Origin of the sequence: Paenibacillus sp. EZ-K15, from assembly GCF_002573715.1 — a bacterium.
Classification (GTDB): domain Bacteria; phylum Bacillota; class Bacilli; order Paenibacillales; family Paenibacillaceae; genus Paenibacillus_AQ.
The window spans coordinates 93,113-118,605 of sequence record NZ_PDHM01000010.1 but is presented as its reverse complement, the minus strand read 5'-3'; the positions used below and the strand labels follow the sequence as shown (position 1 = coordinate 118,605).

Here is a 25,493-nt window from a genome sequence, read left to right as displayed (position 1 = left end):
AGGTCATTAGATGAGAAGAATTCTTGTGGTCGGCTCAGAGGGAACCGCATCGTACCAAATCATTCTTCTCCCACCTCTCCGTTATCTGGAAGGACAAGGATACTGCCGTTTTGAGATCCTTCCACATAAACAGGTAACCCGATCTATCATTTCTTCATTCGATATTATTTTGTTTCTGAGAAGCATTGAGCCCGCAGCGCTCCATTGCTTAGAATGGGCACACCTCGAGGGAAAGAAGACTGTATACGTCATTGACGACCATTTTCTCGCGATTCCTCAAACAACTCGTCTTGGCCAGATCTACTCAAAACCCGCTTATAAAAAAACCTATACTTACTTTCTAAAAAACGTACACATGGTCAAAGTAGAATCACCCGTCTTTCGCGAGCTGATTAAGAAGCAATTTAATCCTAAAGTGATCTATTTTCCAGGGAGCATTGATGTTTCATTTACACAATTGTCCAGAGGTCCGAAAAAGGAAGATCGACTCGTGATCGGATACGAAGGTGCAAAAAAGGTTAGTTCTTTCCGGCCCGTTATTCCCGCATTGAAACGTATACTTAAGGAATACGGAGATTTGGTTAGACTGGAGTTCTATGGGTACTGTCCTGAAGAATTGAAGGGTCATCCCAATGTCTCGCATTGGAAACATAATGAGGATTACAGCCAGTTCATGCAGCGGCTGTATCGGGCCAATTGGGATATCGGTCTTGCACCCATGGATGATGATCTGTTCTACCACTGCAAAAGCAATGTGAAGTTCCGCGACTATGCATCCTGCCGCATTCCCGGCATTTATTCATTATCCCCCATATACCGTGATTGCGTATTCCACAAAAAAACGGGTTATTTTGTTCCTCAAACAGAGCAGGGTTGGTACGCCGGGATTAAAGAAATGATCGAAAATCCCCAACTTCGGAAAAAAATTTCACAAAAGGCCGCGAAGGCTGTGACGAAGAACTTTAAGGTCAAACAGTGTGCGGAAAATTGGAGGTCTCTTTTTCAAGGCTTGATCGGCGTACCATAAGACTGTAATAGATGATGACCTATGATCTGGAATGGAGAGTGATAGCATGCCTACAGTTCAAGATGCAACGATGGTTCTTAACCAGTATTATGACATCAAAAAACCGAGAATCGAATGGATTCAGGACGAGCCGGATAAAGCGGTGTGGAAGGTAATCGATAACAAAGAAACTTATGTCCTTAAGTCGGATTACAGATCAAGTAAAACCTTCACCCCTTCAGTCACTATGCAAAACGCGCTATCCCAACAAGGGTTAAAGGTTCCTGAGGTTATCGCCACGAATCAACGGAAACTATGTACGAAGCAAGGAAAGCATCGTTATTATTTATCTAGATATATCTCTGGCGGTTCTGCATCGATAATGGACCGCGTAAAGGTAATCGGGGATTTTCATCAACACGCTAGATTGCCGAGTTCACTCACATCCAATCAAAATCCAGACGACTTGAAGGTTGGAATAAAGAGGTGGATATCTGAGTATCAATTCAAATTAAAAGAATTGATGAAATGGAAAGACCAGTACTCCTTGCAGCATATTCAACCATGTATACAATTAGCTGAGAAATGTATAAGAGTTTCTTCCCGGAGGGTGCCCGTCCTCGCTGATCACCTCAAATCCGTGAACAATAGAAGATGGCTTGTACATGGGGATTTAACCCATTTAAACGCAATAAAAACGGCATCAGGAGATATATGGATCATTGATCTGGAGCATTCAAGAATTGACTCTCCCATCAAGGATATCCGTTATTTATTACCGAGGATGGTGTTGTCTTCTCATTATAAAGAGTATTTTGCGAGATTTCCTGAAGGGAAGTCCTTTGAAGAACTCTACTATATAGACGCGATTTTTCCTTACAGCCTCTACTACTACCTCGGCGGATCGATCAGGCAAAATAAACTCCCACTGAAGAAATCCCGGGTACAAGAGATTGTATTGGACGAACTGAAGAAGGATGACATATTAAGCAGGCAATTGGGTGGCGTTAAATAAAACACTTTTCCTTGCGCCAGACTACCACCTTATTGAAGGGAATGCAGAAGGGGCCGTTGTACGACAACAGCCCCTAAGATACATATTGCTAGCGCTTCAACCTAGTCGACTTATTGTGATGTTTGCTCCACTTAAAAAATTCATTATTACGGATATTGCCATTGATCGCGGTAAATGGAACATTATTCTTCCAGGCAACGTAATTAAAACTGATTTGATCTCTTTTACTGTAACTCATAATTTGTCTCCACCATGTTGTCATCGTGCCGGTAACGATTGGATCATTATGGCGTCTTAAGATCACACCGGACTCAATCAGTCCGTTGTCTTTCGGATATCCCGCATTCTTATACAAGGCTGCTTGTTTTAATATGGTCTCTTTCTTATCCTTTCCCAAGGCAATACAAGCATCCGCTTCTTTATAAATACAATTCCGATGTGAATGTTTGTAGAACACGAGCGATGAAGTGGCGCTATATTTTTCAATAAATCGATCGATATCTCCGACAATTCTGATATTCCCGTCAACCCAAACACTGTGTTTGTAGGTCGGGAATAACAAGTGTGGCATAACTTTTATCCATCTTGCTTGACGGGCCGTATCCGCGAATATTTTATCTAACATAATAATTTTCCAGGTTCCGGACTTTAATTTCGGATTATCCGTAAAACAATAGTAATCACAATGCTTGCTCAAATGTAAGGGATCCTGCAGCTTATCGTAATTACCGGTTATCGCTGTGTATATTACGTTTTTCCGTTGATTTCGTGTTATGATTTGTCGTCTGCACGCTAATAGCCATTTTAATTTTGCCCTTGTTTCTTTGAGCAATCGATGCTCGACCATTTTTTGTACCGATCGCTTAACCCTTGCCTCGCCATGTTTGCGATAGAGGGCAGCTTTCCCATTATGTGCTAATTTTTTCCTTCTATCGGATCCAAAACTTGCCGATTTTTGATGATAGATATAACAATGAGTGGCAACCTTTAATTTAAAGTTAGCAGCGCGGGCACGAAGACAATAATCATCTTCTTCTCCGTAACCTACCGGAAAGTTCTTCTCATCAAAATAGCCGATTTTTTCCACAACTTCCCTCTTGATCATTAAACAGAAGCCGTTCAAAAACATGACCCTCGGAAAATTCTTATCCGAGGATTGATAGACAAGTTCAGCCATTTGTTCAATCGTTAAGTTGGGCTCCAATCCATTCCGGCTCCTATCCAGATGGGGAATGGATTGCCAGCTGGCCGCATTAGACAACGGGCCGACGATACCGATCCTGTTATCGGATTCCATGGTTTCCGTCAGCCTTTCCAACCACTGACTGGTTACGATCGTGTCGCTGTTGAGAAGTATGCAGTATCGGGATGTTGACAGTTTTAACCCTTGATTCGCAGAAGCAGTATAGCCCTGCGGTTTCGCATGTCTAATTAATTTATAGTGAAATTGTCGTGTATACTGTTTCAGATATTTCCTTGTGGTTTGATCGCTTCCATCATCAATGATAATTAAATTAATTTTTTGTGTAGTATTATTTTGAATGGAATCCAAACATAGTTTTACTGCGTCCAAACCGTTATGCACACAAATGACAACATCAATCAATCCCTTCCCCCCCTTCCCCGTTATCTTGGATCGACACATCCTGAGATGAACTTTTCCCAAATCGCTTATGTCCGCCGAGCAATACGATGTTTCCTTTAATCGACTGAGTCACATTTTTCGTGTCATACAGCAAAGCGGCATGCTCAGCAATAAACTGGTAATCGATCATACTATGATCCGTAGTAATAACGACCAGATCTGCAGAGGCAATCAGATCCGGCAAAAGTTCTATCGAGGGTATCCTGTGTCCATTGTCTATAAACCATGGAATGAGCGGGTCATAGTAGGTTACAATAGCCCCCTTCTGCTGTAGAAGCCTGAACACTTCGAGTGCAGGCGATTCGCGCATATCGTTGACATCTTTTTTATAAGCCATTCCAATGCATATAATATTTGAGTTTTTTAGCGGCTTTTCATTGTCATTGAGTATGTCTGTAATCTGCGATATCACATATCGGGGCATATTACTGTTGATATCGCTGGCCAATTCAATAAATTTGTTATAGAATCCAAACTTTTTAGCCCTCCATGACAGATACGTCGGATCGATCGGGATGCAGTGCCCGCCGATACCCGGCCCTGGGAAAAAGGGGATATAACCAAACGGCTTGGTCGAAGCTGCGTCGATCACCTCCCAGATGTTAATCCCCATTCGATCACACATGAGCGTCAGCTCGTTCACAAGCGCAATGTTCACACTTCGAAACGTGTTCTCCAACAACTTAACCATTTCGGCCGCAGCCGTTGAGCTTACAGGAATGACGTTCTCCAAAAAAGAACGGTAAAATTGAATGCCGAGATTTGCACATACCTCTGTGATTCCACCTAAGATTTTAGGTGTATTTTTTACATTAAACTTAGGGTTTCCCGGGTCTACTCTTTCCGGAGAATAACATACGAAAATATCTTTTCCCACTTCCAATTGCGTATTGACTTCAATCACATTCTTAATTAATTCTTCAGTCGTTCCGGGATAGGTTGTGCTTTCCAAAATTATCAGTGTATCTCTCGACGCATATCGGATTATGGAATCAACGGCTGATCGAATCATGGAAACGTCAGGGTCTTTGTTGATGTTAAGCGGGGTTGGCAAGCAAATAATGATGATATCTGCCTCAGCCAGCACTGAAAAATCATGAACGGCATACAGGCGCTGATGGATCAAAGAATCGATATCTTCATCCTTTATATCCGTAACATACGATTTTCCGCGTTGTAACTGTTCCGTTTTATTCTCATCAATGTCAATTCCGTACACCCTGTAATTGGCTCTTGCCGCCTCCACTGCCACAGAAAGTCCGACATAACCGAGACCGATCACGGCCACCGTAGCCGTCCTGCTTCTTATTTTGTGCAAAATTTCGCTCATCCTGGTTGTCCATCCCTTCTTGAAGGTTGAGTCTTTGTTCAAAAAACATCCATGATGAAATACCGGACGATAATGAATTTCCTTCTCCTAATAAAATATGAAATACGCTTGAGGAGAGAAACGGCGAATTCACCAGACATATTACCCATGTCATTCTTTTCGTTTGATATATACAGAAAAGACAGCGAGTTGTTTCGCTGTCGTCAGTAAACAAGTCATATTTTCTTTCATTCCGTAATGTATGTTAATTATCTTCCGGATTCTCCCTCAGCAGACGCTCCGCCAAAATTGCAGGCTTCTCTAATCTTTGTTGAATCATAGGCCAGTTCTCCTTCGTAGCCGTATGAATAACCATGTCATAGGAAACGCCTCTAATAGTTAGGCCATCACGTTCAATTCCGGTCCGGGGCAAACCGCAGTTATCATGAAAAGAAACGACACTCGCATTATCAATAACCGTGTTGGAGAACACACTGGACAAACCCAGAATATCAAACGCAACGTGAAAAATAAGCCATACGCTGGCAGGAGCGGCAGGGATCGAATCGGAAATAATCCATCTTCCCCAATTCCCGGCTTGACCATCAATATCATAGATCGCTATGGTTCCGATAGGTACGCCCGAGAGATGCTCAATGCAGAAGTAATAGTCGCCTTCTCTGTGAAAATATTGTTTCAACCATGATTCATGAGTAGAATAACGAGAGTCGATTTCTCCAATATACCTGGATAAATCGGGGGATCTCCTTAGTTTGAAAATAAAATCAGCGTCGTCCATCGTAATGGGTCTTAATCGAATCCCGAAGCGTTCAACTTTGATGTTGTGCTTCACGACTTCACCTCAATGATCTCAACTATGTCATCCAAGCTTTGAATTCCCGCTACTTCCCTAATGGAGAAGCGAACATCAAATTGCTCTTCAAGACGAAGAATGAGTTCCATATGTTTTAAAGAATCCCAATTCGCCAACTCTTCCCGCTTTGGATTATCAAGAGGTGGTAATGCAATGTTTAATACCTCGGATAAGATCGACCCGATTTGTTTGCGTAATTCTGTAGTCATCGATTTACCTCCACTCTAGCAGGATGACTTCCGCAAGCTGCTTTAACACGTGCATAGAGATCTTTAAGCGACAGTTGTTCAGGCGAACCCGTAACAAAACGCTTTATCCAGTCCAAGGCGGGAGCATTTCGCGGCCCCTGAGCCATTTCGATATGGATACGCTGCACCCCTCGATCTATTAGTTTCTCCAAGATCCAGGCAAAGGCAACCGTTTCAATCTCACGGCCAAGCGCCCTGCAACTAAAAAGCGTTTCGATTAAATGCGCTTGCTCACCATCCAACCGGCATATAAAAGCGCCGATAATTCCACTGTCTGACAGTATATCCGAGAGGCGAATCGTAATCGTTATATATTTTGAGGCATTCATAACGTCATTCGCCTCAATTTCTGTCATCCGCCTTAATGCCAGGTTAAACTGATTCGTTTTATGACTTAATTCATGCAGCCGCGTGACATGGGAAGCTTCATTCTCATAGATGGTTATAACCATGTTCAAGCTGTCTAAATAAGAATGATAGTCGGATGCTGTTTGTCTGATCTTCTCCCTTGTTTGATTGGCCTGAATATCGGTTGTTCTGGATACGGCCATGGTATCCTGGTGAAGTTGATACAATCCGGGAAAATGACATACGCCGAACATCGTTTCTTCACCGCTTCGTTTTGCTCGCAGAAGACGAACCTCCGGTAATACGGCGGCCATCTTCACCAATTCTGCCGGATTATCATCCACAAACAAGAAAGCGGACGGGTCGATATTCAATATTTGAGCCAATCGATTCAGATTTTCTGCTTTTGTCTGCCAATTCGCGCAGACAGCGGCAAAATCATCCCATCTCAGCGGAAAATCGCTCCGGGTATCAAACAGAGCCTTAACATCTTCTTCTTCATTGCGGCTGCACAACGTGAGCAGCACTCCTGATTGTTTAAGCTTGAGCAGCAGCCTTTGCAACCGTTGATGCCCTTCCGTTAGCGTTACCCCTTCAGCCCCTTCCTCTCCTAATACCCCGTGATAAAGCGTATCATCGAGATCAAGGGCAATCGCTTTAAGTCTCGGAACACAGGAAGCAGGTAAGAGATGTACGCCAAGGTGACGGGATATGATCGTCGTTGCCTGATTGGAAAATGGGTAGTTGCTGATTTCCTCATTCCGATAATCATAGAAGGATTCGGTACCTTCATGGGCCAATTGGGATAAATCGATCAGAACACATCCTGTGTTGTTCTCAACGGACTCCAACAAATACGAATTTAACTTTCGGAACCATCCACGATCACTTGCACGGAAGCTGAGCACCCTATTTGCGTCTTCAAGGGACTCCGGCCAGTTATTTACCCAGATCGGTTTATCCGTTACCATACGGAGTTTATCGATCCGTTCATTCAGCCAATGAGCAGCTTCTTGTGCACTCATAGAGCGGGCGTAGATTCGCCAATCTAACCAAATGATATATACATCCGCCTGAGTTTCCCCGCCAATACCGGACAGAGTGCTATCATAATCAGAGTAATCAAAACAGACATCAGCCTCCCATAATCCGCAAAAAGGAGACATCAAATTGGCAACAAACTCAAAGGGCATCGTTCTGTCGACTCGTATTCGGATGGTTCGATTGCATGGGAGCTTCGGGCTTCCTGCAATCCGAGCCCTGGAGGGAAGGGAGCACAGCAGAGAATCCGCTAAATCTAGATAGGTTAACACATGGTTCATTCCTATACCTCCCTCCTGTTTTCAGAGCATTGACCTGGCCATTCAGATCCTATCCCGCTAAGTCATTGGCATTAATATAACCCAAGCTCCTTTCCCCACACATTGATTCTCTCTAAATAATGATCCAATAAATATACCGACTTCAGATCATCTACTCCCCAAAGCAGCTGCTGGAACAAACTGCGTTCCAAAACGCGCTGCAAATAAGCCATTTTGTACAACTTAACCGGGTCAGTATCGAACCGGTTTCCATATTTGAGCATTTCTGCGGCATATAAAGGCGCACAGCGTTCAATCACGGCATTTTCGTCGCCTCTCCAGTCCTTGCGGTATGCAAAAAACACGCCCAATAAATTAAACATATCGAACCAGCATGGTGAGAAACGTGCGCCTTCCCAATCGATAAATTTAATATTCCAGTTCTCTTCAGCTACATTGTGGCAGCCCATATTCGGAGTTTGCAGATCATTGTGAATGATACTTTTACCGGCCTGCAGGAGTTCGGGAAAATAAATAGGTCCCTTTTGTAACATGGTACGGACATTAGCATAGGTCGACTCCAGTCTCTGCTTTAATTCAGGACGTTCCATGGCCTTATCCAGATATTCCAACGTTTTTTGATGGTTCTTCTGGCGTTCTAGCGTTGTGGTTTCGGAATCGTAAAGCGGAAGCCATTCCTCGAATGTTCCCCAATGATTGTAAAAATTGTCGTTATAGGTTAGTGCGTGAAGTTTCGCCAACGAAGGGATAATCCGGTCGAAATAATCGGGTGTAAAGATAACCTGACCCTTAACTTGAGGGACGAACTCCATGAATACCCAAACATCCTCACCATTCATACCCTCCACGATCAAATATATGGTAGGTATCAAATCCGGTAAAATACTGGTTGCTTTTCGGTACATGTTTAACTCGATTAATTTCTGTTCGTTCACGGGTGCTTTGAATATCTTTAAAATAATCGGATATTTTTGTCCATTTGCCGTAATTTCGAGTTTCCAGATTGCACTCTTGAATGTTTCTTTCAAACATTCCATGTTCCGGTCATTTAAAACAACAGAAGATCCGAAATGGCTTGCAATCTGATCAGCACATCGAAGCTCTCGCCATTGCAGACTTATATCATTAAGAGGCGGGTTTACCAATAAGGCTTGTGCATCCTCAAGCCCTTTATTATATCCATCTTCTCTTCCCTTCCTAAATCCATCTGTACGACCTTGCTCGAATCCTCCTGAGTTACCCATTTTTGTCATATCCGCGATCCTCCACTCCGTATTCCTGTTATATCCTATGTGGAGGACCTCCGACATGACATTAAAAAAATGCGATTTAACATTCCACGCACATGATTTAACATTCTGCGAACAATTGGATTACGATTAGCCAAGAATTTCTACTGCGATCGTGAGATAGATTCATCATGATGCCTAGTAAAACAACGCAAAACAACCCGTGAACACGCGGGTTATCCGAGTAGTACTCAACTTAGTATCCATTGGATCGAATAAGCACTAATAAAGCTCCAATTTTTTTCCTAAAACTTTGATTTTTTCTAAATAAACCGGCAGTAGCTTCGCCTCTTTTTTACCGGTAACAGCCCAATTCAGCTGCAGATACAGCCCCTTCTCAAGTATTCGTTTTAGGAATGCCATCTGATACAGTTTGAATGGATCGGTTTTAAATATAACTCCATGCCTTCTCATCTCATTCGAATATAACTGAACGCAACGGCGGGTTATGGCCTCTTCCTGATCTTCCCACTCTCGGCGGTATGCCAAGAAAACCCCGATCAAATTGACGAGATCAAACCAGCACGGAGCATATTTTGCACCTTCCCAATCAATAAACTTGATTTTCCACGATTTCTCCTTAATATTGTAGGCCGATATGTTTGCAGTGTGAAGATCTCCGTGGATAATGCTGCAGCCTTCACGAACGACCTCCGGGAAATAATCTGGCCCTCTCTGCAGCAGGCTCTTTACGAGTGAGTAATATGGATTAATCATTTCTTTTAAATGGTTGTTTTTCATCGCTTCATCTAAATAATACAAGGTTAACTTATTTATGCTTTTTCTTTCTTCTCTCATAACATTAGAGCTAAATTGAGGCAGCCAATCACCGAATAGTCGCTCATGTTGTTTAAATCGTTCATTCATCGTAGAGGAGTGAAGCTTCGCTAACGTAGGAATGATTTTGTCAAAGTGATCCGGATTATACTGCACCCGCCCTTTAAGAGGTTCGATGTATTCCATGAACACCCACAAATCGCGTCCGTTTACATTTCTTTTAGTTTTATAAACTAGTGGCATGAACGGCTGAAGTACTTTTTTTCCTTTACGGTATATATTTTTCTCAACCGTGCTTTCCGGTCGGTCTTTTTCGAGCGGTTTCGAAATTTTAAGAATGATGGGAATGCGCTTTTGTTCATGTTTGATTTCAAGTTTCCATATGCTGCTTTTGTATGACTCTTTTAAACATTCCATGGTTTGATGATCTAATCTCACTTCGGTGCCAAAGGACTTTAATGATTTGGAAAACTCCATCTTACGCCATGTTTTTCGAATGAATCGCTTGTCTATTCTGCTGGTTGGACTCATTAGTCCTCACTCCATTTTCGCTTTTAAACCATTGTATGTCGAACATAGAGATGCGCATCCATTCATTTGCCTAACAAACGGAAGTGTGCTGCGCTCGTTCTTCAAGTGGCCTCAGTAGATTCTTCAATAATTTTGATTCTATATAAGATGGAGCGTTCTTCAGCTCAAGTTACATAGAATGCCACCAGAGTCGTTATGCAGAGGTATCCGCCTGTCTGCCATCTTCATAACCTTTCGCAAATCCAGCTTTAAAGTCTTCCATGTAGGAATGATCATACCCTTTGTCATGGACTTGAGATAAAGGCCGGGATCTGCCGACCCCCGGCCTGGAGCTGTAACGGCCACCGGCTCGATGGCGCTTGCCTTTCTTGCCATGACGGCGTTTAGTACCTGATGACTTCAGGCTACGCAGCCCCTTTGCGAATGACTTCTTCCGTGCCATTTGTGAAGTCTTACGATGATTCCTAACGGATAATGCCGTGTTCATGCCGAATCCTCCTGCAAGGTTCAGTTCGTAGCTTCTAACCCGGCCTCGTTGTTAGATAGCTGGCACTCGGATGTTATCCAGGGCGATGCCGGACTGCCTAATTTGTACCGATTTAACGGAATGCCTGTCAACATTTCAGCCATCACGGATTGATAGCCGACAAGCAGCCGAATATTCTCCGCGAGAGTGTGCGCGGTTGTTTCCGAATGGGCCGTAACCTCTGCGATACTTTCCAAAATACTTGCCAGCGCTTGCTGACTTCTAGCAATGGATGATACCATGGCAATCTTTGCCTCATGTTCCCGCTGTATGCGCGCGATCATGAGTCCGTGTCTCCGAAATCGAATGTATCAAATCCCATGGCGTCATCTTGTTCAGCTTCCGTTCCGAGAATAATTCGCAGATTCCGGCACAGACCGGAGCCTATTTTCGTCAAGCCCTCGATTTGCTCAACAATTTGCTCGTGAATGGATAGCGAATCCTTCAACTCTCCCTTGGAACGAGGATATTGAGTCAAGACCCATCGACAAACCTTTTCGGCTTCTACCGCTTTCCCTTGAAGAATGAGATAGGTATTATATTGAATAGTAACGGATGCATCGAGAATCCGCATGAACGATTCCTCTTTACTCACATACATTCCCCCTTAACCAACGAAGTCGGATCCCATTATTCTTCACCTTGCTCGGTCGCTTTAAGCTCTTTCATTACGATTTCCAAACTGTCTGCCGATGTTTGTTGTAGGTCGGCCATGGCGTTCAAATAAGCAGTAATGCTGCTATTGACTTGTTCCACCTGGGATCCTGACGATCGGCTTCCTAATAATTGTCCCCCTAACGATGGTCCTTCTCGTGAATTTGGTTCTTCGGAGGTTTGGATTTCATGATTGGGTAATGAATGTATAATTTGAGCCATGCGGACTGCTGCATGACGCTGAGCTTCTAGAATGCGCGCTAACTGCTGCTGGGAGTGCGAAAGGTGTTCGACCATATCATCAATTTTTTTCTCCACGACATAACTCTCCTTCGCTCATCATATTTTTCAACATATGCTTCGACAAGCTTTCTGGTGCCATGATTAATGCCGTCTTTCGAATCAGGTGAATAGATCCTTAGCCTGCAGCATCGTTCTATATTGCTGTGGAACACGTCCTAACCATTCGCTTATGCTTTCCTGTAATGATGGAAGCCCCTCATCTAGCTCTCCAACATCCGATAACATCTCCGGACGAAACAGAACACAGCACGCATTTAACCGATCATGAGTATCCACTTCATCCCTAGGCAGCATGGGGGGGCCTGACTGTGCAAAACTCACATAAACCGTTTTGATAGCGGGGGCATGTTCCAGCTCATCCGTCAGACCGCCAATCCAGTTATCCATAACAGGTGTACAGCCATATAGAATAACTAACTTCTTCCCGTGTGCAGCACGAAGTGCCATATTAAGAACAACCACTATGCCTTGATCACTTCTCCCGACAATGTGTCGTACCGCTCCGATACGGCCGCGTATATATTGCCTGGTTCCTTCCGAGGATCCGGCATCAGCTATTAGCAGCTCATATGGATGCGGCGTTAAGGCTTCAATTCTTTTGATCTTACCAATGGCATCTTCATTTGGATCATGAATGGGGATAATGATACTGATGCCGTCAAATGAGCAATCTCCGTTATTTTGTCCGTGTTGAACGCCATAAGAATAGCCAACGATAAATCCATCCTTCCGTCCTTCAACCGGATCAGCTTTGGGAAGAGTCGCCGATAAAGATGTCCGTAAGCGAGCGCCTCGTCTCCTCATCGTAAAAAGTCCTTCATATAAATTCCGCCTCCCGTTTCTCATCACTGCGTGAGGACCGAATAATCTTTGGCAATTCATTTCTATTGTATGTTGACTTTCTCGCTCCGTGACGGCATCCGCAGTGTCCCTGCTCACCAAAAAGGATGGGCGGAATCTCGCTTCCCCCATCCTTCCCCTCCCTTATGTTGCCATCCGGCCTATTGAAATCCAGTACAACCAGCCTTCTGAAATCATCGTACCTGCTGGTCGTGTAATTCCGATGGTCACCTCCTCATGCTGCCGTTTTCGAATGCCAGCTTGAAACACTGGATCATTGCACGATGCCACCACTACGTAATGTTCATCTTGGTAAGAGGTCTGAAGTGGTACTGTAATTTCGATCGCTTCATGTTCATCGGGAAAGGTAAAGGGGATATATCCAAACTGCTGAAGTAAAGGTGTGTCAGGTATCCCTTGGACCGGATTAAATGAAAGATGACTCGGTTGAACCGACTCAAGTGCTAGCTTGGAAGAAATGATGGATTCGGATGACAAATGAATACTGTGTATGGCATAATCCTCAATCGCCTCACTTCTTACACTACGATGCTGCAGATGGGAAGCACTGATTACATCATCAGTCAAGGCGTGATCCATCACATCCTTCTCTAAATCTGACCAGTTGGCGGAAGTTCCTCTGATGGCCATCTTCTTATAATAGCCATCGTACCGCCGAAAGGGCCTTCCCCTTCTTATCCTGGTGATCCTTCTGGCTTTGTTCACTGTCGGCTCTCTCCTCTGCTTCTAATCGTTACATTCATCCTATTCAAGAAATAGGGCTACTGCCACAGTCGGTTAGATGGTTTGCATCAGGTTAGCCCATCGTTCTGCCGTATGATCCCACCTGAAACGTTGACGTACCGTTTCACGACCGGCCATTCCGATTTGTGTACGCAGATTCTCGTCTTGAAGCAATCCGTTAATCCGTTCAGCGAGTCCGCCAGGAAAATCATCTCTTTGAACAAGATAACCCGTCACACCGTTCTCCACGATCTCCGGGATACCCCCTGCGTTCGCAGCGATGACAGGAACCCCAGCTGCCATGGCTTCAACATTCACGAGTCCAAAGGCCTCCCTCGGCGCGGAGGGGACAGCCACAATATCAGCAAGCGAGTACCAGTCTGCAATCGCTGGATAAGGGACAAAGGGTCGAAAATATACCCAATGCAGATAAGGCCCGGCAGCTTTTTTCAGTTCCCGGACATAGGCGGTTTCCCGATCGGATCCGTAAGCCGCACTTCCGATAATAAGCAATAGAACATCTGGATGCTTGTCAATAATATGTGGTAGTACGTCAATCAGATGGTGAACCCCCTTATCAGGGATAAGCCGTCCCGCAAACAGGATGATACGCCGTCCACTCCATCCGTAATGAGCAAGTTTTGCCTCTTTTAGTGCCTTGGCAGCAGGGCTGAATGCCGGAGTAAAATGATCAAGACTAACACCAAGATGATTAATCGTGATCTTCTCCAAAAGCCAAGCATGTCTTGAAGTAATATCCTCCAGTAGAAAACGGCTGTTTACCACAATGCCGTCCATCCAGCGGGCAATGTTCCCAAAGCGCTGCTCGCTCATATATGGAGGCATAATAAATGTATTGGAATGAAGATTAAGTACGACTTTCACATCCGGCAGATGCATTTTGAGGCGCTGGGCCAGCAGCGGCCGATTGTGAACTTCAATAATATCCGGTCTCCACTTCTGAAGTCTCCGCAGCAAGGAAGGATAATAATTCGTACCAGATGGCAGGCGGTAGCACGGAACGCCGTTAATCGTGTCTTTTGAAGGGAGCCCTTTTCCCAGCACTCCGAATATGCGTACATCCATGGTACCCTGTGCCAATGGAATGGTCTGCTCCACTACCCGCTCGACGGAGCTGCTCCTCCCCGATGGAATAACAAACGATCCCGGCGTCACAACCGCCACCTTCCGCAAACCCATAACTCCACATCCTTCTCACATCTTATCTATATGAAAAACACCTGCTGATATATCAAAGGTATCCATCCCCTTGTACCAGTAGTGTTTCGTTGCCATATTCAAAAAAAGCGCATACCTGTCATTTGTATGGTCTGATACCTTAACATATACCGGATCAGGGTCTATTGGTGACTAATATCCGGTAAAGAATAGGCCAACCACGGGCGACACCCGTCCATCCGGGACAATCTTTCTCATGCATACGATGTGGTACAAAGACTACATGATCTGTGGTAACAAGGAGGATGGCCATGCATCTGGAATATGTCGGCATTCTACTCAACAACAATACGTATCGCAGAATTTCCAGCGGGGAAATCGGTACTGAATCACTGACCAATTATGAAGAAGCTGCTGCCGTGAACGGGTTGATTCCTTGTTTTTTTACCATTCATCATATTTCACTAGAGACTGGAAAGGTGACTGGTTATATTCCGGCTCCAGCTGGATATTCACGAGTGCATATTCCCATCCCGCGTGTTGTTCATATGCGAGCTATTTATCATAAAAAACAGGAGCAGGCGCTGATTGATCAACTAATCAATCGCGGGATATTTGTTTATAACGGACGTACACGCTACGGTAAAAACGTCATACATCATATGCTGGAGCAGGACCAGGGGATATCACCATCCCTGCCTCATACGGTTAAAGCTACCCCCGCCTCGATTCACTCCATGCTTAGTCAGCACGGGGATCTCGTTCTAAAGCCATGCAATGGAAGCATCGGGGTTGGTATTATGCGATTGAAAGGTAACTCTCTGCGCAGTCAATTCACTTACTCCCGCTCATCACCATCGGCCAAGGGTTGGAGAACGGTTACCTTGCCGCCCGGAAAGCTCCATCCCCTGATCTATCAGCGGATCAGGAAAGCTCCATTCCTTGTACAGCAGCGCATTCCACTTGCCGAATATGATGACCGCCCCTTTGATATCAGAGTTACCGTTCAGCGCGGGGGAAGCGGGCGCTGGGAGGTCGCCGGCATGTTTGCAAAAACATCTGCCCCACGAACGTTCGTCTCCAACATTGCTCAAGGCGGCTCAGCTTATCGGGTACCGGACATATTATCCCGCTGTTTGCCTGGTGTGCCTGTCGGGCCAACCATAGAAAGAATCGCTGAGTTTTCCCTCCACATCGCCAAAACGCTGTCCTTGTTTATTCCGTTTGCAGCTGATTTTGGAATGGATATTGGCATTACTGAGGATGGAAGGCTCTATTTCATTGAATGCAATGGCTGCGATCAACGTTATGGTTTTTTGGAGGCTGGTATGGCAGATGCATGGAAATGCTCATACCACAATCCAATGGCCTTTGCCCGTTATCTCTATGATAACGGTGTCTGGCCGCATTATTGAATGACAAAAACCAGCCTCTTCCTGAAATCAGGGAGAGGCTGGTTTTTTACGATTTTAATGAGGTACCTGGGACTTAAAATCCCCTTTACTGGACTGATCGGCATGATAGAATATGACATCCCCGTCCATCAGAGAAAACCGCTTACCATACGGATCTTTATACGTGCGACTGTACCCTTCAAGCTGCCATTGATTCATGAGTGGGCCATGAATGTACTGCAGATGAGGTTTGGCTGTATTGCCCTCCCGGATCGTCTCGATATTGAAATTGACCACGATATACCCTTTTTTCAGAAAAATCGGGGATTTCTCGTCCAGTCGGTTCGTCCGTCCATATGCGGCCAGGTCGGTCCCTTTTTTCACCACGTACACCTCGGCAGGAAGACTGTATTCACCATACCAGCGCTGAACAGCCGCGTTGGCCCGCTCCGTGTCAACGGAGGCAGGCAATCCTGACTTCGGGCCGATCAGTGTGCGTATTTCGAATGGTAGCAGCATCCAGTCGAGCCTCCCTACCCACGTCTTACTCTTGCTGATCTTCTCCAAGTACTGCTTCATATAGGCTGCCGCGGACATTCCCGCCGGGGCTCCGCCATGGTTGTACCCATACGAAGCGGTATCCTGCAGCTCGTCTTGCGGAACATTGCGCAGCCTTTCATTCAGAATGACATAACGCTTCTCCGTGTCTTGCGGGGAACCGATCCGAATGAACTTTCGATTTCCGCTGTGGTAATACAGATCAACGGGCTGCCGTCCGCTGCCGTCTTGATTCACGAAGTAAAAACTCGGTGTAATTGAAATGCCGTCTTGTGCACCAAACATATTGCCCTTCGTCTTCAAATCGAATTTGAAATGGTAGCCTGTCTTTACGGCCGCATTCTTATATCCCTTTGCCGGATGCTTGCCCGGTGCGATGGGAAGTGTGTACGGCAGCGAGTTCCCGCGTGCACCGCCGTCAATATCGCGAAGTCCTGTCCAATAGGATGCGCCGGTTAATGCCGCATTTCCTTTTTGTTTGCGGAAGACCGTCTCCCAGTTATAATCGGCAATATCCGTGATATGGAAATCAAATACGCGCCCGATCACTTCAACCGGTTCAATATCCGTAGCCACATGGTGAGCCAAATCCAGGTTCGCGCTGGGCTGTGTCGTAAAGTCGGAAGGAGCGTTCTCCGCAATCGTACGGAAGTATACCTGATAATCGCCCTCATCCACCCATACCGGCAGGAAAAACTCCGTGTCCAGCTGAGCCGTCGGGATTGTGATCCAGGTGTCTTTGGGATAAAAGGTGCTTCTGTCGCTGCTGTAGACATCGAACGGAAAATAGACCTGCTTCGATCTTACATATTTCGCATAGTCTCGATCTCCGTATCCCTGGATATTCCGATGCTGACCCGAGGTAGGAATACGTACCGTAAACGGTCGATCCAAGATGAACGCAGACCGGTTCGGGTTCGGGGTCGTCTTCTGATTGTGGGCCTGATCATCCGTCACCGAGGAATAATTGACTACCGGCGTATGGACAGTGACGGTGTTAATGGCATTGACCGGAAATGATTGATTAGACCCGCCATTAATGTTGCCGGGTATGAGATCATAATCAATCGTCCCTGTGCTCGTCGTATTCGCTTTATTCAATAACGTATTGCTAATGAGATAGTTTCTGCCGTATAGGACGTCTCTTTGAATCGTCGCAGCCGGAGGAATGATCCCTGGTGTTGGTGCCGTCCCTTGCGCCCAACTGTCACTCATTACGGTAGATCCGTTAAACAGGACTCTATCGTTTTTCACTTGGTTTTGACCTACAGCCGACTCCGCTACGGATGTAAAATCCGTTGTCGGTACTGCTGGCCTGCTCGAACCGCCTGAAACGGTTTCTGTCCCTAAATCCACTTCTTCGCATGACGCAGGCTCCACATGATCGTCAACGTTCGCGCTATGATCGGATGTAAGGACAGGAGGGGTGTAACCGGTTGGAGTAAGGCTCACTGCACCACTAGGTAATGCATAATTGCTAACGGTTGTTTTGGCTAACTTATAAACCTCCAGGTTATCGATTTGCCAGTAGGAATACGGCCTGGTTATCGTAACTTGTTCTTCTACCTGAACCTCTTCTTCCATGGGTTCATCTGGCGTACCGGGATCATCCGGACCCGAGCTTGGTTCACCCGGTATCGTCCAGGTGAGAATGTACGTCTTCTTGACGGGGACGGTGTAGGTGATGTCCCCCAACATGTTCGCCCATTGGTTCTTGTACAGATAATTGAGTCCAAACACATTGACGTACAGGGATTCCGAAGTCGGTATCCCGTCCAGAACATCAAACTTTTCAGAGTCTCGATTGTCCGCCTTAATTACGCCCGTTGCCACGGGGTCCATAACCGTATGCGATGTAACGGTTCCCTTTCTCGCCGCACCGATTTGGATTCCGCATGTGTTGGGTAAGCCACCCGGATCTCCTCCACCTGTGTTCCCGCAAGACGAGCCTGTCCCAACCTGAATCGAGGTATCGTCGGTTTCATCCAGTGCCTGGGCCGTATCTTTAAAATGAGCCGTAATCGTCGCTTGCCCCGTCGTTGCTACGGCTGTCACTACACCTGAAGCATTGATAGTCATGACACTGCTATCCGAGCTTCGCCATGTCAACTTGTCGTGTCTTTGCAGATTGTATGTACTTCCGTCCACCTTCGTTAATTTCGCTGTGAGCTGAATAGTACCCGACGGTGGCACGCACGTCGCGCCTGTGATTTCTAAGCCTGATGTTCCATCTGCAAAGGTGGCTCGAAGGAGTTTGTCTTTGTAGACGTAAGTGTAAGTTGTAAAATCCGCATAAAACTTATTGAAATAAAATACCTGTTTGGCACCAGGATTTGCCCAATAATGATTATATTTATCATTATTAAATGTTTGACTAAAATTGATGGTTATTAGATTTAAATCCGTAACATTTGCAAGTGCCCCTGACCTTGGCAAAGTACTTGCATCAGCATACCCTGTATCCGTAGGAACACCACCGCTAACAATTAATGAGTTCCTATCAACCCTAACGTTCGTGGCCTCAACTTCTTCTTTTGAAATCCCACCATCTTTAATCCATAGATTATAGAAGGGGGAGTTAGCGTCAATAACATAAAACGCTTTAGTTCGAGGGATCTTTGCCTCAAGCGCATCATCTGTGCAGTTTGGATATTTCGGAAGTGCATTGCCCTGAACACTTTCAGTTGCAGCTGAGTCATCACAACCTCTACTGTCTCTCTTACTTACAGTACCTCCAGAGGCTCTCCAATGTTTCCCGTACCAATTACCTGCATCAAAAATGGACCAGCGATCCCAATAATAGACCCCACCATAATTCGTATTTTCTTCCGATCGGACCTTTGTTTTAGTACCACTTAAAGTATCAGTTTCATCATCCCATTTATTCTCGCCTGGTGTAAAACCTGCAAATGAACGAATGGTTGCACCTGTGCTCTTATCGATCCACTCTAATTTTTTTATTATTTTTCCGTCCGGGACTTTGACAGAGATCGGCTTCGTGGTTAACTGCTTTTTATCCGAAAACAAATAACCGCCATACTCATAATCATCAGGATCTTTCACCATTTCGTAAGTGATATCCTCTGTTATATCCCCTGCTGCATCAATTATATTTGGATAAAAAAGAATAATATTAATAAACAAAATAAATGACATCAATAACGAAAGAGTTCGTGACATCAAAAGTCCTCCTACCTAATCAATATTGATCTGGAAAGGACTTGACTTATGATCGGTGCCCCTGCTGAAATAGACTCTATGGAAACTCTGATAGATCCATCTGTACTAAATTTCTCTTTTGGAATTACTAGCCCGTATATCTTTTTGCTCGAATCACTTGATTCAATAACTGAAGGCACTATGAGACTATTTCCAGTCGGCACACCATTGTAACCATGAATGTGAAGATTTACACGATCCGTTATAGGATATCCTTTTGGATTTTTGTTAATTACTATACGAGCATTAACAATGATAACGTAACATTTGAGATCATCGGAAAATTTTGCCCACCCCCCACTATTTGTTCTATATGAAAGTTTATTTTTTGTCGGAAGTAATTTCCTATTTGGATCTCTTGGGTCATTCCAATCAATTGCTAGAAGATCTTCAACTTGTATAGTGGTACCGTCTTTTCCCTCGAACTTCAAATTCGAGACTTTCCAAGATTTAATCCCAGTATTATTTTTGTTATCCGGCCCATTAAAAATCTCCGGTGCCACCGAGAAAATATTCGTCTTATGCCAATACACTTCAGCCGCAGCTACAGCATAGTTATCAATGGGGAGCGTCTTGCCGCTCTTTACCTGAAGCAAACGCTCTATAACCGCAATGGCCTGAGCCCTTGTCGTAGTGCCCGTAGGCGATATTACGCCAGGCGCGGTCCCCGATATGATGCCGTCCTTAGAGGCAAGATACATCCACTGCTTGTCCTCCACATCCTTATATCCCAGCGCTTTTACCACTAGCTTAGCCATCTCTTCACGCGTCATTCGTTCCGTCAAGTTACTGTTTCCGAAATCGCCGGCCTTATAGATTCCTGCCGATTCTGCGGCAGCCACGTAAGGAGCATACCAGGAACCTGAACTTAAGGAAGCCACCTCAATATCCATAGCTGAAACCGCCATTTTAATAAATTCCGCTCGGGTTACCTGTTTGTTAGGCAGGAATCTTTTATCTGGATAACCATCGGCATAACCTCGTTGTATTGCATCTTGAATAGCTGCCTGGGCCCAGTGGCCTTGAATATCCGTAAAATGGCTCGTCTTCGTCTCACGAGACTCCGCCATTTTGTCTGCGTTGCTCTCTTGCGCTGCCTCCACCGTGTTCAGATAGAAGCTTCCGACAAACAGAGACAATACCGTTAATACACTGATCGAGATCTTCTTCATGAATATCCTCCTATACAAGTTGTGGAATAAAACCTATGCCATTGCTCCATATCTCCTTCCTACGCCCTTGCTTAGGGACATCTACCGCCGTCTCTCATAATTGCACATCAATTACATTTTTGGATGGATGAGAGAAATTATAGTTATATTATCATATAATCATCTATTTTGGTATAATATTCCTATCCTGATTCTAATTCACTACTACATTCGCATCTCCACATGAGAATGGTTAATTCCTCATAAACTGATAAAAACCTCGACGATAGTCACATGAAAATGTGTCCTTTCGTTCGAGGTTTAATTGTTACATGTAGTGGAACCGTTATAAACCGGTGGAGGATTCATCCCGGTCCCCGGCCTGAATTTCAGCTTTTTCCGCGCTTTGCTTATATACAGCAGCCAATACCTTCTCATAAGCGCTTTCAAATTCATCGGGCAGCATCGGCTTAATTTGTTCCAATATGGTCAACAGTTTAAATAACGCCTGTACCTCCTCTTCCGTTAAACCAAGCGGGTACATTGCAAAATGCCCGATAAATGTGTAGCCTCGGCCTCGGCCTTGGTGAGTGATGGGAATATGCATGGCGCTGAGGGCATCCATATCCCGATAAATGGTTCTTTCGCTGGTTCCACAACGTTCGGCTAGCTCGCGAGCCAGTATACCTGGTCTTGCTTGTACAAGGGTAATGATTCTCATTAGTCGGATCAGTCGGTCTGTCATATGGCATTCTCCCTATCTTTCTAGTAAATTAGACATATTTTTCTTGACTGCTAAATAGTACATTCGACCCTGAAATCATTTTTCCTTTTTTATATACAGATTCTTCATTCCTAGTTAATTTTTAAGTCTAAAGTCCCTCTTCCTATTCGCATTTTCAGAAGAAAATTGCCGATATGTATCCAGATACAAACCAATTAGTTGATAAAGGGTCTCTGCCTCCTTCAAATAATCCGCATCTCGAAATCGGATTGCGTATAAAAGCATCTCATCTGCCTGTCTACGAATCATTCCTTCCCCTCGAGCCAGCTTTCCCCGTTCCAGCTCTCCTCTAGCCTGCTCCAGAATGGAAGCATTCTGGTATAATTTCAGCACCTTCTCCACACGATAATCTGCCCTTCGGTATTTCAATGCCGTATGATTGCTGAATTGAAGCGGAATCGTTCGGGACGGCTGCAAAACCACCTTCCGCTTCTGTACATCCATATATGTCCATAGAGCGGTAATAATGGGATACACCCCCGATTGCCTAGCTCCGACACTTAGCTCAAGAACCAACTGTTTGGATCTCCCTTCCGACAAAGAGCCTAAAGACAACGAAATGTTACGATCATTCAATATCTCACCATGGCATCCATACATACGCTCCACTTGAACGCGTTCCCCTAATTGAAGGTGTAGCTGGACATCTTCAGCCATGCACTGATTAAAGCCATGGAACTGCGTTTTTTGCTTTAACACACCAGCCCTCCACTCGATCAGCAGAAAGACCTGACTAGTGCCCCCAGCGAATACATGGCTGTGGCTCCATGTAAAATCCGAAAACAAGCCAGACTGCAATACATCCACCTCTTTCCTCTTCTTCTAATAATGTACCAATACAGATGGACATCTTACTGTCACGGAACATATGTTCCTATTACGAATTCGACAAAAAAAGACCACAGCCCTAGCAGCTGCGGTCTTTTAGATATGCAGATTTTTGTCAGATGTCGGAAAAGGAAGCCTTTTACTACCTCGAAACTGACTTATTCCTACAATAAAACGGTCTGTACAATAGCAAGGATTAAAACATAAATGCCTAAAGCAATCCCAATAAATTTAATCAATTGGCTTGATCCAATGCGGTACAATTCGATAACGGCTGCGCAGTTCGCTGCCAATCCCGTCATTAAAGCAAATACAAGGATGAGGGATGCCAGCTTTAACGACATGAAACTGATCAATCCGCTTACGATAAGCGCCGCTCCGAATGGCAGCTGAAAAGAGCCGATCTTCGCAATGAATTCCTTTATGTCAAGCTTCTGCTTCGTAACCATATTGCCCGTAAACCAGAAGGAACCCAATAAAATAACGGTTGAGAACAACCCCATTAAAAGCGCCCGGTTCCCCATGCCGAAATTACTTAACACGGCCGACATCATGCCCAAGCCGGAATAGATAAGCTGCTTAAATCCAAGGCCGAACAACCAAAAGCCGATGATACTGGAAGCCATCCCGATGAGACCGTAGATTAAACCAGTCTGATCTCCCCGCATGTTCAAAGCACTCATCGGATTTTTCAATAAGTTCTTCAGAACCTGGCCATCGACTTGAATGGTTGAGGCAGTCTTGGCATCTGAAGCTCCAGATGATGAGGACGCTGTACGCTCTTGTCCCGGCTCCGCCGCTGACGCCGTGTATTTCATAGAATTCGCTGCGATGTCGTCAACGCATTGATGTGCGACGCCTTCCGTTAATTTCTTGCCGCAATGTGTACAAAATGCCATTTCTTCAAAACCCCTTCTCACATATTATGGTTTATGTATATTGGTTCATGTTACAACCTAGTATAAAGGAAATTTGTAATGAAATCTTCCATAAACCGTCATATTCAGACGAATTCTTTGTTTTTTAACGCAAAAAAACCGGAGGCGTTCTCCGGATTTTAGAGGCTGTGTTTTCATATAAAGGTCTATTAACCTATTTCTGCTGCCGAAACGGGCTTAGTATTCCCCATATGTCTTGGTGTACCTTGAATGGGAGCGTACGTTACTTTATCAATTAATAATCCGTTACCCACGGGTTTTCCATTCACTGTAATCATAATTTTCTTCACGTTGTTATCTTTCATCATGATCAAAATCTCCTTTTATCTACTGTTCATTTATGATAATTCGTAGGGGATGGCTTGATAGTCGCTTACTTACATTCATTACCCTTTACATGAGCAAGTTAAACAACTTGGCCTGCTAATAGATTCACTTCCACCGCAAATGTGGGTAATATATATTAATAGAAACCTGTCGGAATCTAATTCGTATTTACTATAAATAATCGAATGGTGGTGATCCCTCTTGCATAAGCCGACAAAATCCAAGCTAATTCAACTTTCTCTCATCTTGCTGGTGGCGGGGATCGCGCTGCCGGTCGGTGGACGGACCGCCAGCGCCAATTACTTTAACAATATGTATGATGATATCCAGCAGTTCTCCGGACTACCGGATGAAATAAACCAGCTCAAGAACAACTACAACCAAGCCCTGCAGGAACTTGATAAAGCCATGAGCGCTTCCGAACGGCTGCAGCAGCAAAATCTAACCCTGGCGGAACAGAACTCCAATCTCGCGGAGCAGAACCAGCAATTAACCCAAATGGTAAGCCAGCTTCAGGAGGCTGAAGCCGCACGAAATCGCGGGGCGGAACGTTTAAAGACCGTGGCGATCACCGCCGTGGCATTGGCTGCCGGATACTTTGTGATCATTCGTGTCCTGCGATTCGGCATGCGCCGAACGAACCGATCTAAATAGGACAAGCTCTGATCCAGATCCCCACCATTCAACCAGGCAAAAGGAGGCGCGGCCATGATTATTCGAATGGAAGATGCAGCCGGGAGCGGAGCGGGACAAGCGGTCACGTTCTCCCTGACTGAAGGGGACACAGCCCACGTCCTTCATCCTGAGCAAATCGTTGCCTATCGGGGTCCCTCCTCCGGACGCAGCGACCGTCTCATGAACGTAAAAGGCATATACCGCAAGAAAAAACTGATTCGTGCCGATATTACGGGGCCTAGTCAATTTACGGCTGCGCTCCCCCCTGGCTTCAATATGCATGAAATTCAGCTGGAAGGCGAACAGGACATGCTCTATGATTTTCGGCATGTTTTCTTTTATACTAAACATGTTACGATGCAGACACGAATCCTTAAGATCAAAAACATGCTGGTCACGCGAGACGCCATTAAGATGAAGTTTTCGGGAAATGGCAGTATCGGGATTTTGACCCAGGGTCCCGTATGTAAAGTCAAGCTGCATCCTACCGAGCCATTGTATGTAGATGCCGGGAGCATCATCGCCTATCCCGAAGCGGCCAAGCTGGACCTGACCGTATATGGCAATCATCTCGCCAGCCAGCATATGAACTATCACTGGAAGCTGACCGGTGACGGTTATGTGTTGTTTCAAGCAGGACGCCAGAATCAGCGGCTCGTGGACGAATTAAATGACGAGGGCATCATCAAGCGTTTTCTGCGGGAAGCAATTCCCTTTGGCGGAGTGTTTATCAAATAATCGGGCCGTGTTATAATGGAGGGCGTAATCAGACTGTACGCCGGATCAACACCCACTGCGGTCACAAGGACAAACAGAAGACAATCCATACGCCTATCGCGGTGTGTGGGAGAGGTTCGTGAACTCCCTCTATAAAAAACTAGCGTGTCTTATTCGGTGTTACACCCTAAGAATAAGGCTTGTTTTTTTACGGATTCAGTTCAATGAACTTCTCTTTCTTCTACAGGTTCAGCCCTTTCGGCTGTTCTTAAATTATGAAGGATGAGAGGTT

The 25,493-nt window shown here is 45.1% G+C and carries 25 protein-coding genes and 1 riboswitch; of the genes, 5 read left to right on the top strand and 20 right to left on the bottom strand.

Translation table 11 applies throughout. The features are described from left to right. Positions 1-10: 10 nt before the first annotated feature. Both CRG97_RS07520 and CRG97_RS07515 read left to right on the top strand, forming a co-directional pair. Positions 11-1,027, top strand: a complete 1,017-nt coding sequence (locus CRG97_RS07520) for a glycosyltransferase family protein (protein WP_098742481.1) — start codon at positions 11-13, stop codon at positions 1,025-1,027. A 46-nt stretch (positions 1,028-1,073) separates the two neighbouring features. Continuing rightward, entirely contained in the window at positions 1,074-2,021 is a 948-nt protein-coding gene (locus tag CRG97_RS07515; RefSeq protein WP_161952923.1) for a phosphotransferase, read from the top strand. Positions 2,022-2,109: 88 nt separating this feature from the next. Here CRG97_RS07515 and CRG97_RS07510 read toward each other — a convergent pair whose 3' ends face one another. The 14 genes from CRG97_RS07510 to CRG97_RS07445 form a co-directional block, all read right to left on the bottom strand. After that, entirely contained in the window at positions 2,110-3,627 is a 1,518-nt protein-coding gene (locus CRG97_RS07510; protein ID WP_098742479.1) for a glycosyltransferase domain-containing protein, read from the bottom strand. Further along, the gene (locus CRG97_RS07505; protein WP_098742478.1) at positions 3,620-4,996 is read right to left on the bottom strand and encodes a nucleotide sugar dehydrogenase; all 1,377 of its coding nucleotides are present in this window, start codon (positions 4,994-4,996) and stop codon (positions 3,620-3,622) included. The genes CRG97_RS07510 and CRG97_RS07505 overlap by 8 nt, the downstream gene beginning before the upstream one ends. Before the next feature lie 244 nt (positions 4,997-5,240). After that, positions 5,241-5,828 (bottom strand): GNAT family N-acetyltransferase, encoded by a 588-nt coding sequence (locus CRG97_RS07500; protein WP_098742477.1) that lies wholly within the window; start codon positions 5,826-5,828, stop codon positions 5,241-5,243. Next, positions 5,825-6,058 carry an acyl carrier protein gene (locus tag CRG97_RS07495; protein WP_098742476.1) on the bottom strand — a complete coding sequence of 78 codons (234 nt, stop codon included), beginning with the start codon at positions 6,056-6,058 and terminating at the stop codon, positions 5,825-5,827. Before CRG97_RS07495 ends, CRG97_RS07500 begins: the two co-directional genes overlap by 4 nt. Then, entirely contained in the window at positions 6,055-7,767 is a 1,713-nt protein-coding gene (locus tag CRG97_RS07490; protein WP_098742475.1) for an HAD-IIIC family phosphatase, read from the bottom strand. Before CRG97_RS07490 ends, CRG97_RS07495 begins: the two co-directional genes overlap by 4 nt. Positions 7,768-7,838: 71 nt before the next feature. Further along, on the bottom strand, positions 7,839-9,020 hold the full coding sequence (locus tag CRG97_RS07485) for a phosphotransferase (protein WP_098742474.1): 1,182 nt from the start codon (positions 9,018-9,020) through the stop codon (positions 7,839-7,841). Between the two features lie 258 nt (positions 9,021-9,278). Further along, positions 9,279-10,364, bottom strand: a complete 1,086-nt coding sequence (locus tag CRG97_RS07480; protein ID WP_098742473.1) for a phosphotransferase — start codon at positions 10,362-10,364, stop codon at positions 9,279-9,281. Positions 10,365-10,557: 193 nt separating this feature from the next. Beyond that, on the bottom strand, positions 10,558-10,851 hold the full coding sequence (locus tag CRG97_RS07475; RefSeq protein WP_098742472.1) for a hypothetical protein: 294 nt from the start codon (positions 10,849-10,851) through the stop codon (positions 10,558-10,560). 20 nt (positions 10,852-10,871) lie between these two features. After that, positions 10,872-11,174 (bottom strand): hypothetical protein, encoded by a 303-nt coding sequence (locus tag CRG97_RS07470; RefSeq protein ID WP_098742471.1) that lies wholly within the window; start codon positions 11,172-11,174, stop codon positions 10,872-10,874. Next, positions 11,171-11,491, bottom strand: a complete 321-nt coding sequence (locus CRG97_RS07465; protein ID WP_237566331.1) for an alpha-helical endospore appendage domain-containing protein — start codon at positions 11,489-11,491, stop codon at positions 11,171-11,173. Before CRG97_RS07465 ends, CRG97_RS07470 begins: the two co-directional genes overlap by 4 nt. Before the next feature lie 29 nt (positions 11,492-11,520). Further along, the gene (locus tag CRG97_RS07460) at positions 11,521-11,862 is read right to left on the bottom strand and encodes a nucleoside-diphosphate sugar epimerase (protein ID WP_098742469.1); all 342 of its coding nucleotides are present in this window, start codon (positions 11,860-11,862) and stop codon (positions 11,521-11,523) included. An 84-nt stretch (positions 11,863-11,946) separates the two neighbouring features. Beyond that, positions 11,947-12,651 (bottom strand): glycosyltransferase family 2 protein, encoded by a 705-nt coding sequence (locus CRG97_RS07455; RefSeq protein ID WP_098742568.1) that lies wholly within the window; start codon positions 12,649-12,651, stop codon positions 11,947-11,949. Positions 12,652-12,831: 180 nt separating this feature from the next. Continuing rightward, positions 12,832-13,413 (bottom strand): WIAG-tail domain, encoded by a 582-nt coding sequence (locus tag CRG97_RS07450; RefSeq protein WP_098742468.1) that lies wholly within the window; start codon positions 13,411-13,413, stop codon positions 12,832-12,834. 72 nt (positions 13,414-13,485) lie between these two features. Next, positions 13,486-14,631 carry a glycosyltransferase family 4 protein gene (locus CRG97_RS07445; RefSeq protein WP_076323042.1) on the bottom strand — a complete coding sequence of 382 codons (1,146 nt, stop codon included), beginning with the start codon at positions 14,629-14,631 and terminating at the stop codon, positions 13,486-13,488. A gap of 290 nt (positions 14,632-14,921) precedes the next feature. Here CRG97_RS07445 and CRG97_RS07440 point away from each other — a divergent pair, with 290 nt between their 5' ends. Further along, a complete protein-coding gene (locus CRG97_RS07440; protein ID WP_098742467.1) occupies positions 14,922-16,025 on the top strand; it encodes a YheC/YheD family endospore coat-associated protein in 1,104 nt (367 codons plus the stop codon). A gap of 54 nt (positions 16,026-16,079) precedes the next feature. Here CRG97_RS07440 and CRG97_RS07435 read toward each other — a convergent pair whose 3' ends face one another. The 6 genes from CRG97_RS07435 to CRG97_RS33205 form a co-directional block, all read right to left on the bottom strand. Next, positions 16,080-19,742, bottom strand: coding sequence for a DUF5704 domain-containing protein (locus CRG97_RS07435; RefSeq protein WP_237566330.1), 3,663 nt, complete (start codon positions 19,740-19,742; stop codon positions 16,080-16,082). 11 nt (positions 19,743-19,753) lie between these two features. After that, on the bottom strand, positions 19,754-20,953 hold the full coding sequence (locus CRG97_RS07430) for an S-layer homology domain-containing protein (RefSeq protein ID WP_098742466.1): 1,200 nt from the start codon (positions 20,951-20,953) through the stop codon (positions 19,754-19,756). Positions 20,954-21,278: 325 nt separating this feature from the next. Continuing rightward, positions 21,279-21,677: a helix-turn-helix transcriptional regulator gene (locus CRG97_RS07425; protein ID WP_076323038.1), complete on the bottom strand. Its 399-nt coding sequence runs from the start codon at positions 21,675-21,677 to the stop codon at positions 21,279-21,281. Between the two features lie 114 nt (positions 21,678-21,791). Further along, positions 21,792-22,415, bottom strand: a complete 624-nt coding sequence (locus tag CRG97_RS07420; RefSeq protein ID WP_237566329.1) for a hypothetical protein — start codon at positions 22,413-22,415, stop codon at positions 21,792-21,794. Positions 22,416-22,708: 293 nt separating this feature from the next. Further along, entirely contained in the window at positions 22,709-23,443 is a 735-nt protein-coding gene (locus CRG97_RS07415; RefSeq protein WP_098742464.1) for a hypothetical protein, read from the bottom strand. 188 nt (positions 23,444-23,631) lie between these two features. Next, positions 23,632-23,790 (bottom strand): hypothetical protein, encoded by a 159-nt coding sequence (locus CRG97_RS33205; protein ID WP_202618884.1) that lies wholly within the window; start codon positions 23,788-23,790, stop codon positions 23,632-23,634. Positions 23,791-24,010: 220 nt separating this feature from the next. On the opposite strand from CRG97_RS33205, the gene CRG97_RS07410 reads away from it, so the two are divergent. Continuing rightward, positions 24,011-24,463 (top strand): hypothetical protein, encoded by a 453-nt coding sequence (locus CRG97_RS07410; protein ID WP_098742463.1) that lies wholly within the window; start codon positions 24,011-24,013, stop codon positions 24,461-24,463. Between the two features lie 54 nt (positions 24,464-24,517). Further along, positions 24,518-25,222 (top strand): AIM24 family protein, encoded by a 705-nt coding sequence (locus CRG97_RS07405; RefSeq protein ID WP_076323032.1) that lies wholly within the window; start codon positions 24,518-24,520, stop codon positions 25,220-25,222. Positions 25,223-25,327: 105 nt separating this feature from the next. After that, positions 25,328-25,370, top strand: a riboswitch (PreQ1 riboswitch). Positions 25,371-25,493: the final 123 nt, after the last annotated feature.

Bases quoted from the DNA above. Each gene is read 5' to 3' on its own strand.
- CRG97_RS07520 (WP_098742481.1), top strand. From the start codon at position 11: ATGAGAAGAATTCTTGTGGTCGGCTCAGAGGGAACCGCATCGTACCAA.
- CRG97_RS07515 (WP_161952923.1), top strand. From the start codon at position 1,074: ATGCCTACAGTTCAAGATGCAACGATGGTTCTTAACCAGTATTATGAC.
- CRG97_RS07505 (WP_098742478.1), bottom strand. From the start codon at position 4,996: ATGAGCGAAATTTTGCACAAAATAAGAAGCAGGACGGCTACGGTGGCC.
- CRG97_RS07495 (WP_098742476.1), bottom strand. From the start codon at position 6,058: ATGACTACAGAATTACGCAAACAAATCGGGTCGATCTTATCCGAGGTA.
- CRG97_RS07490 (WP_098742475.1), bottom strand. From the start codon at position 7,767: ATGAACCATGTGTTAACCTATCTAGATTTAGCGGATTCTCTGCTGTGC.
- CRG97_RS07485 (WP_098742474.1), bottom strand. From the start codon at position 9,020: ATGACAAAAATGGGTAACTCAGGAGGATTCGAGCAAGGTCGTACAGAT.
- CRG97_RS07480 (WP_098742473.1), bottom strand. From the start codon at position 10,364: ATGAGTCCAACCAGCAGAATAGACAAGCGATTCATTCGAAAAACATGG.
- CRG97_RS07475 (WP_098742472.1), bottom strand. From the start codon at position 10,851: ATGAACACGGCATTATCCGTTAGGAATCATCGTAAGACTTCACAAATG.
- CRG97_RS07470 (WP_098742471.1), bottom strand. From the start codon at position 11,174: ATGATCGCGCGCATACAGCGGGAACATGAGGCAAAGATTGCCATGGTA.
- CRG97_RS07465 (WP_237566331.1), bottom strand. From the start codon at position 11,491: ATGTATGTGAGTAAAGAGGAATCGTTCATGCGGATTCTCGATGCATCC.
- CRG97_RS07455 (WP_098742568.1), bottom strand. From the start codon at position 12,651: ATGAGGAGACGAGGCGCTCGCTTACGGACATCTTTATCGGCGACTCTT.
- CRG97_RS07445 (WP_076323042.1), bottom strand. From the start codon at position 14,631: ATGGGTTTGCGGAAGGTGGCGGTTGTGACGCCGGGATCGTTTGTTATT.
- CRG97_RS07440 (WP_098742467.1), top strand. From the start codon at position 14,922: ATGCATCTGGAATATGTCGGCATTCTACTCAACAACAATACGTATCGC.
- CRG97_RS07435 (WP_237566330.1), bottom strand. From the start codon at position 19,742: ATGTCACGAACTCTTTCGTTATTGATGTCATTTATTTTGTTTATTAAT.
- CRG97_RS07430 (WP_098742466.1), bottom strand. From the start codon at position 20,953: ATGAAGAAGATCTCGATCAGTGTATTAACGGTATTGTCTCTGTTTGTC.
- CRG97_RS07425 (WP_076323038.1), bottom strand. From the start codon at position 21,677: ATGACAGACCGACTGATCCGACTAATGAGAATCATTACCCTTGTACAA.
- CRG97_RS07415 (WP_098742464.1), bottom strand. From the start codon at position 23,443: ATGGCATTTTGTACACATTGCGGCAAGAAATTAACGGAAGGCGTCGCA.
- CRG97_RS33205 (WP_202618884.1), bottom strand. From the start codon at position 23,790: ATGATGAAAGATAACAACGTGAAGAAAATTATGATTACAGTGAATGGA.
- CRG97_RS07405 (WP_076323032.1), top strand. From the start codon at position 24,518: ATGATTATTCGAATGGAAGATGCAGCCGGGAGCGGAGCGGGACAAGCG.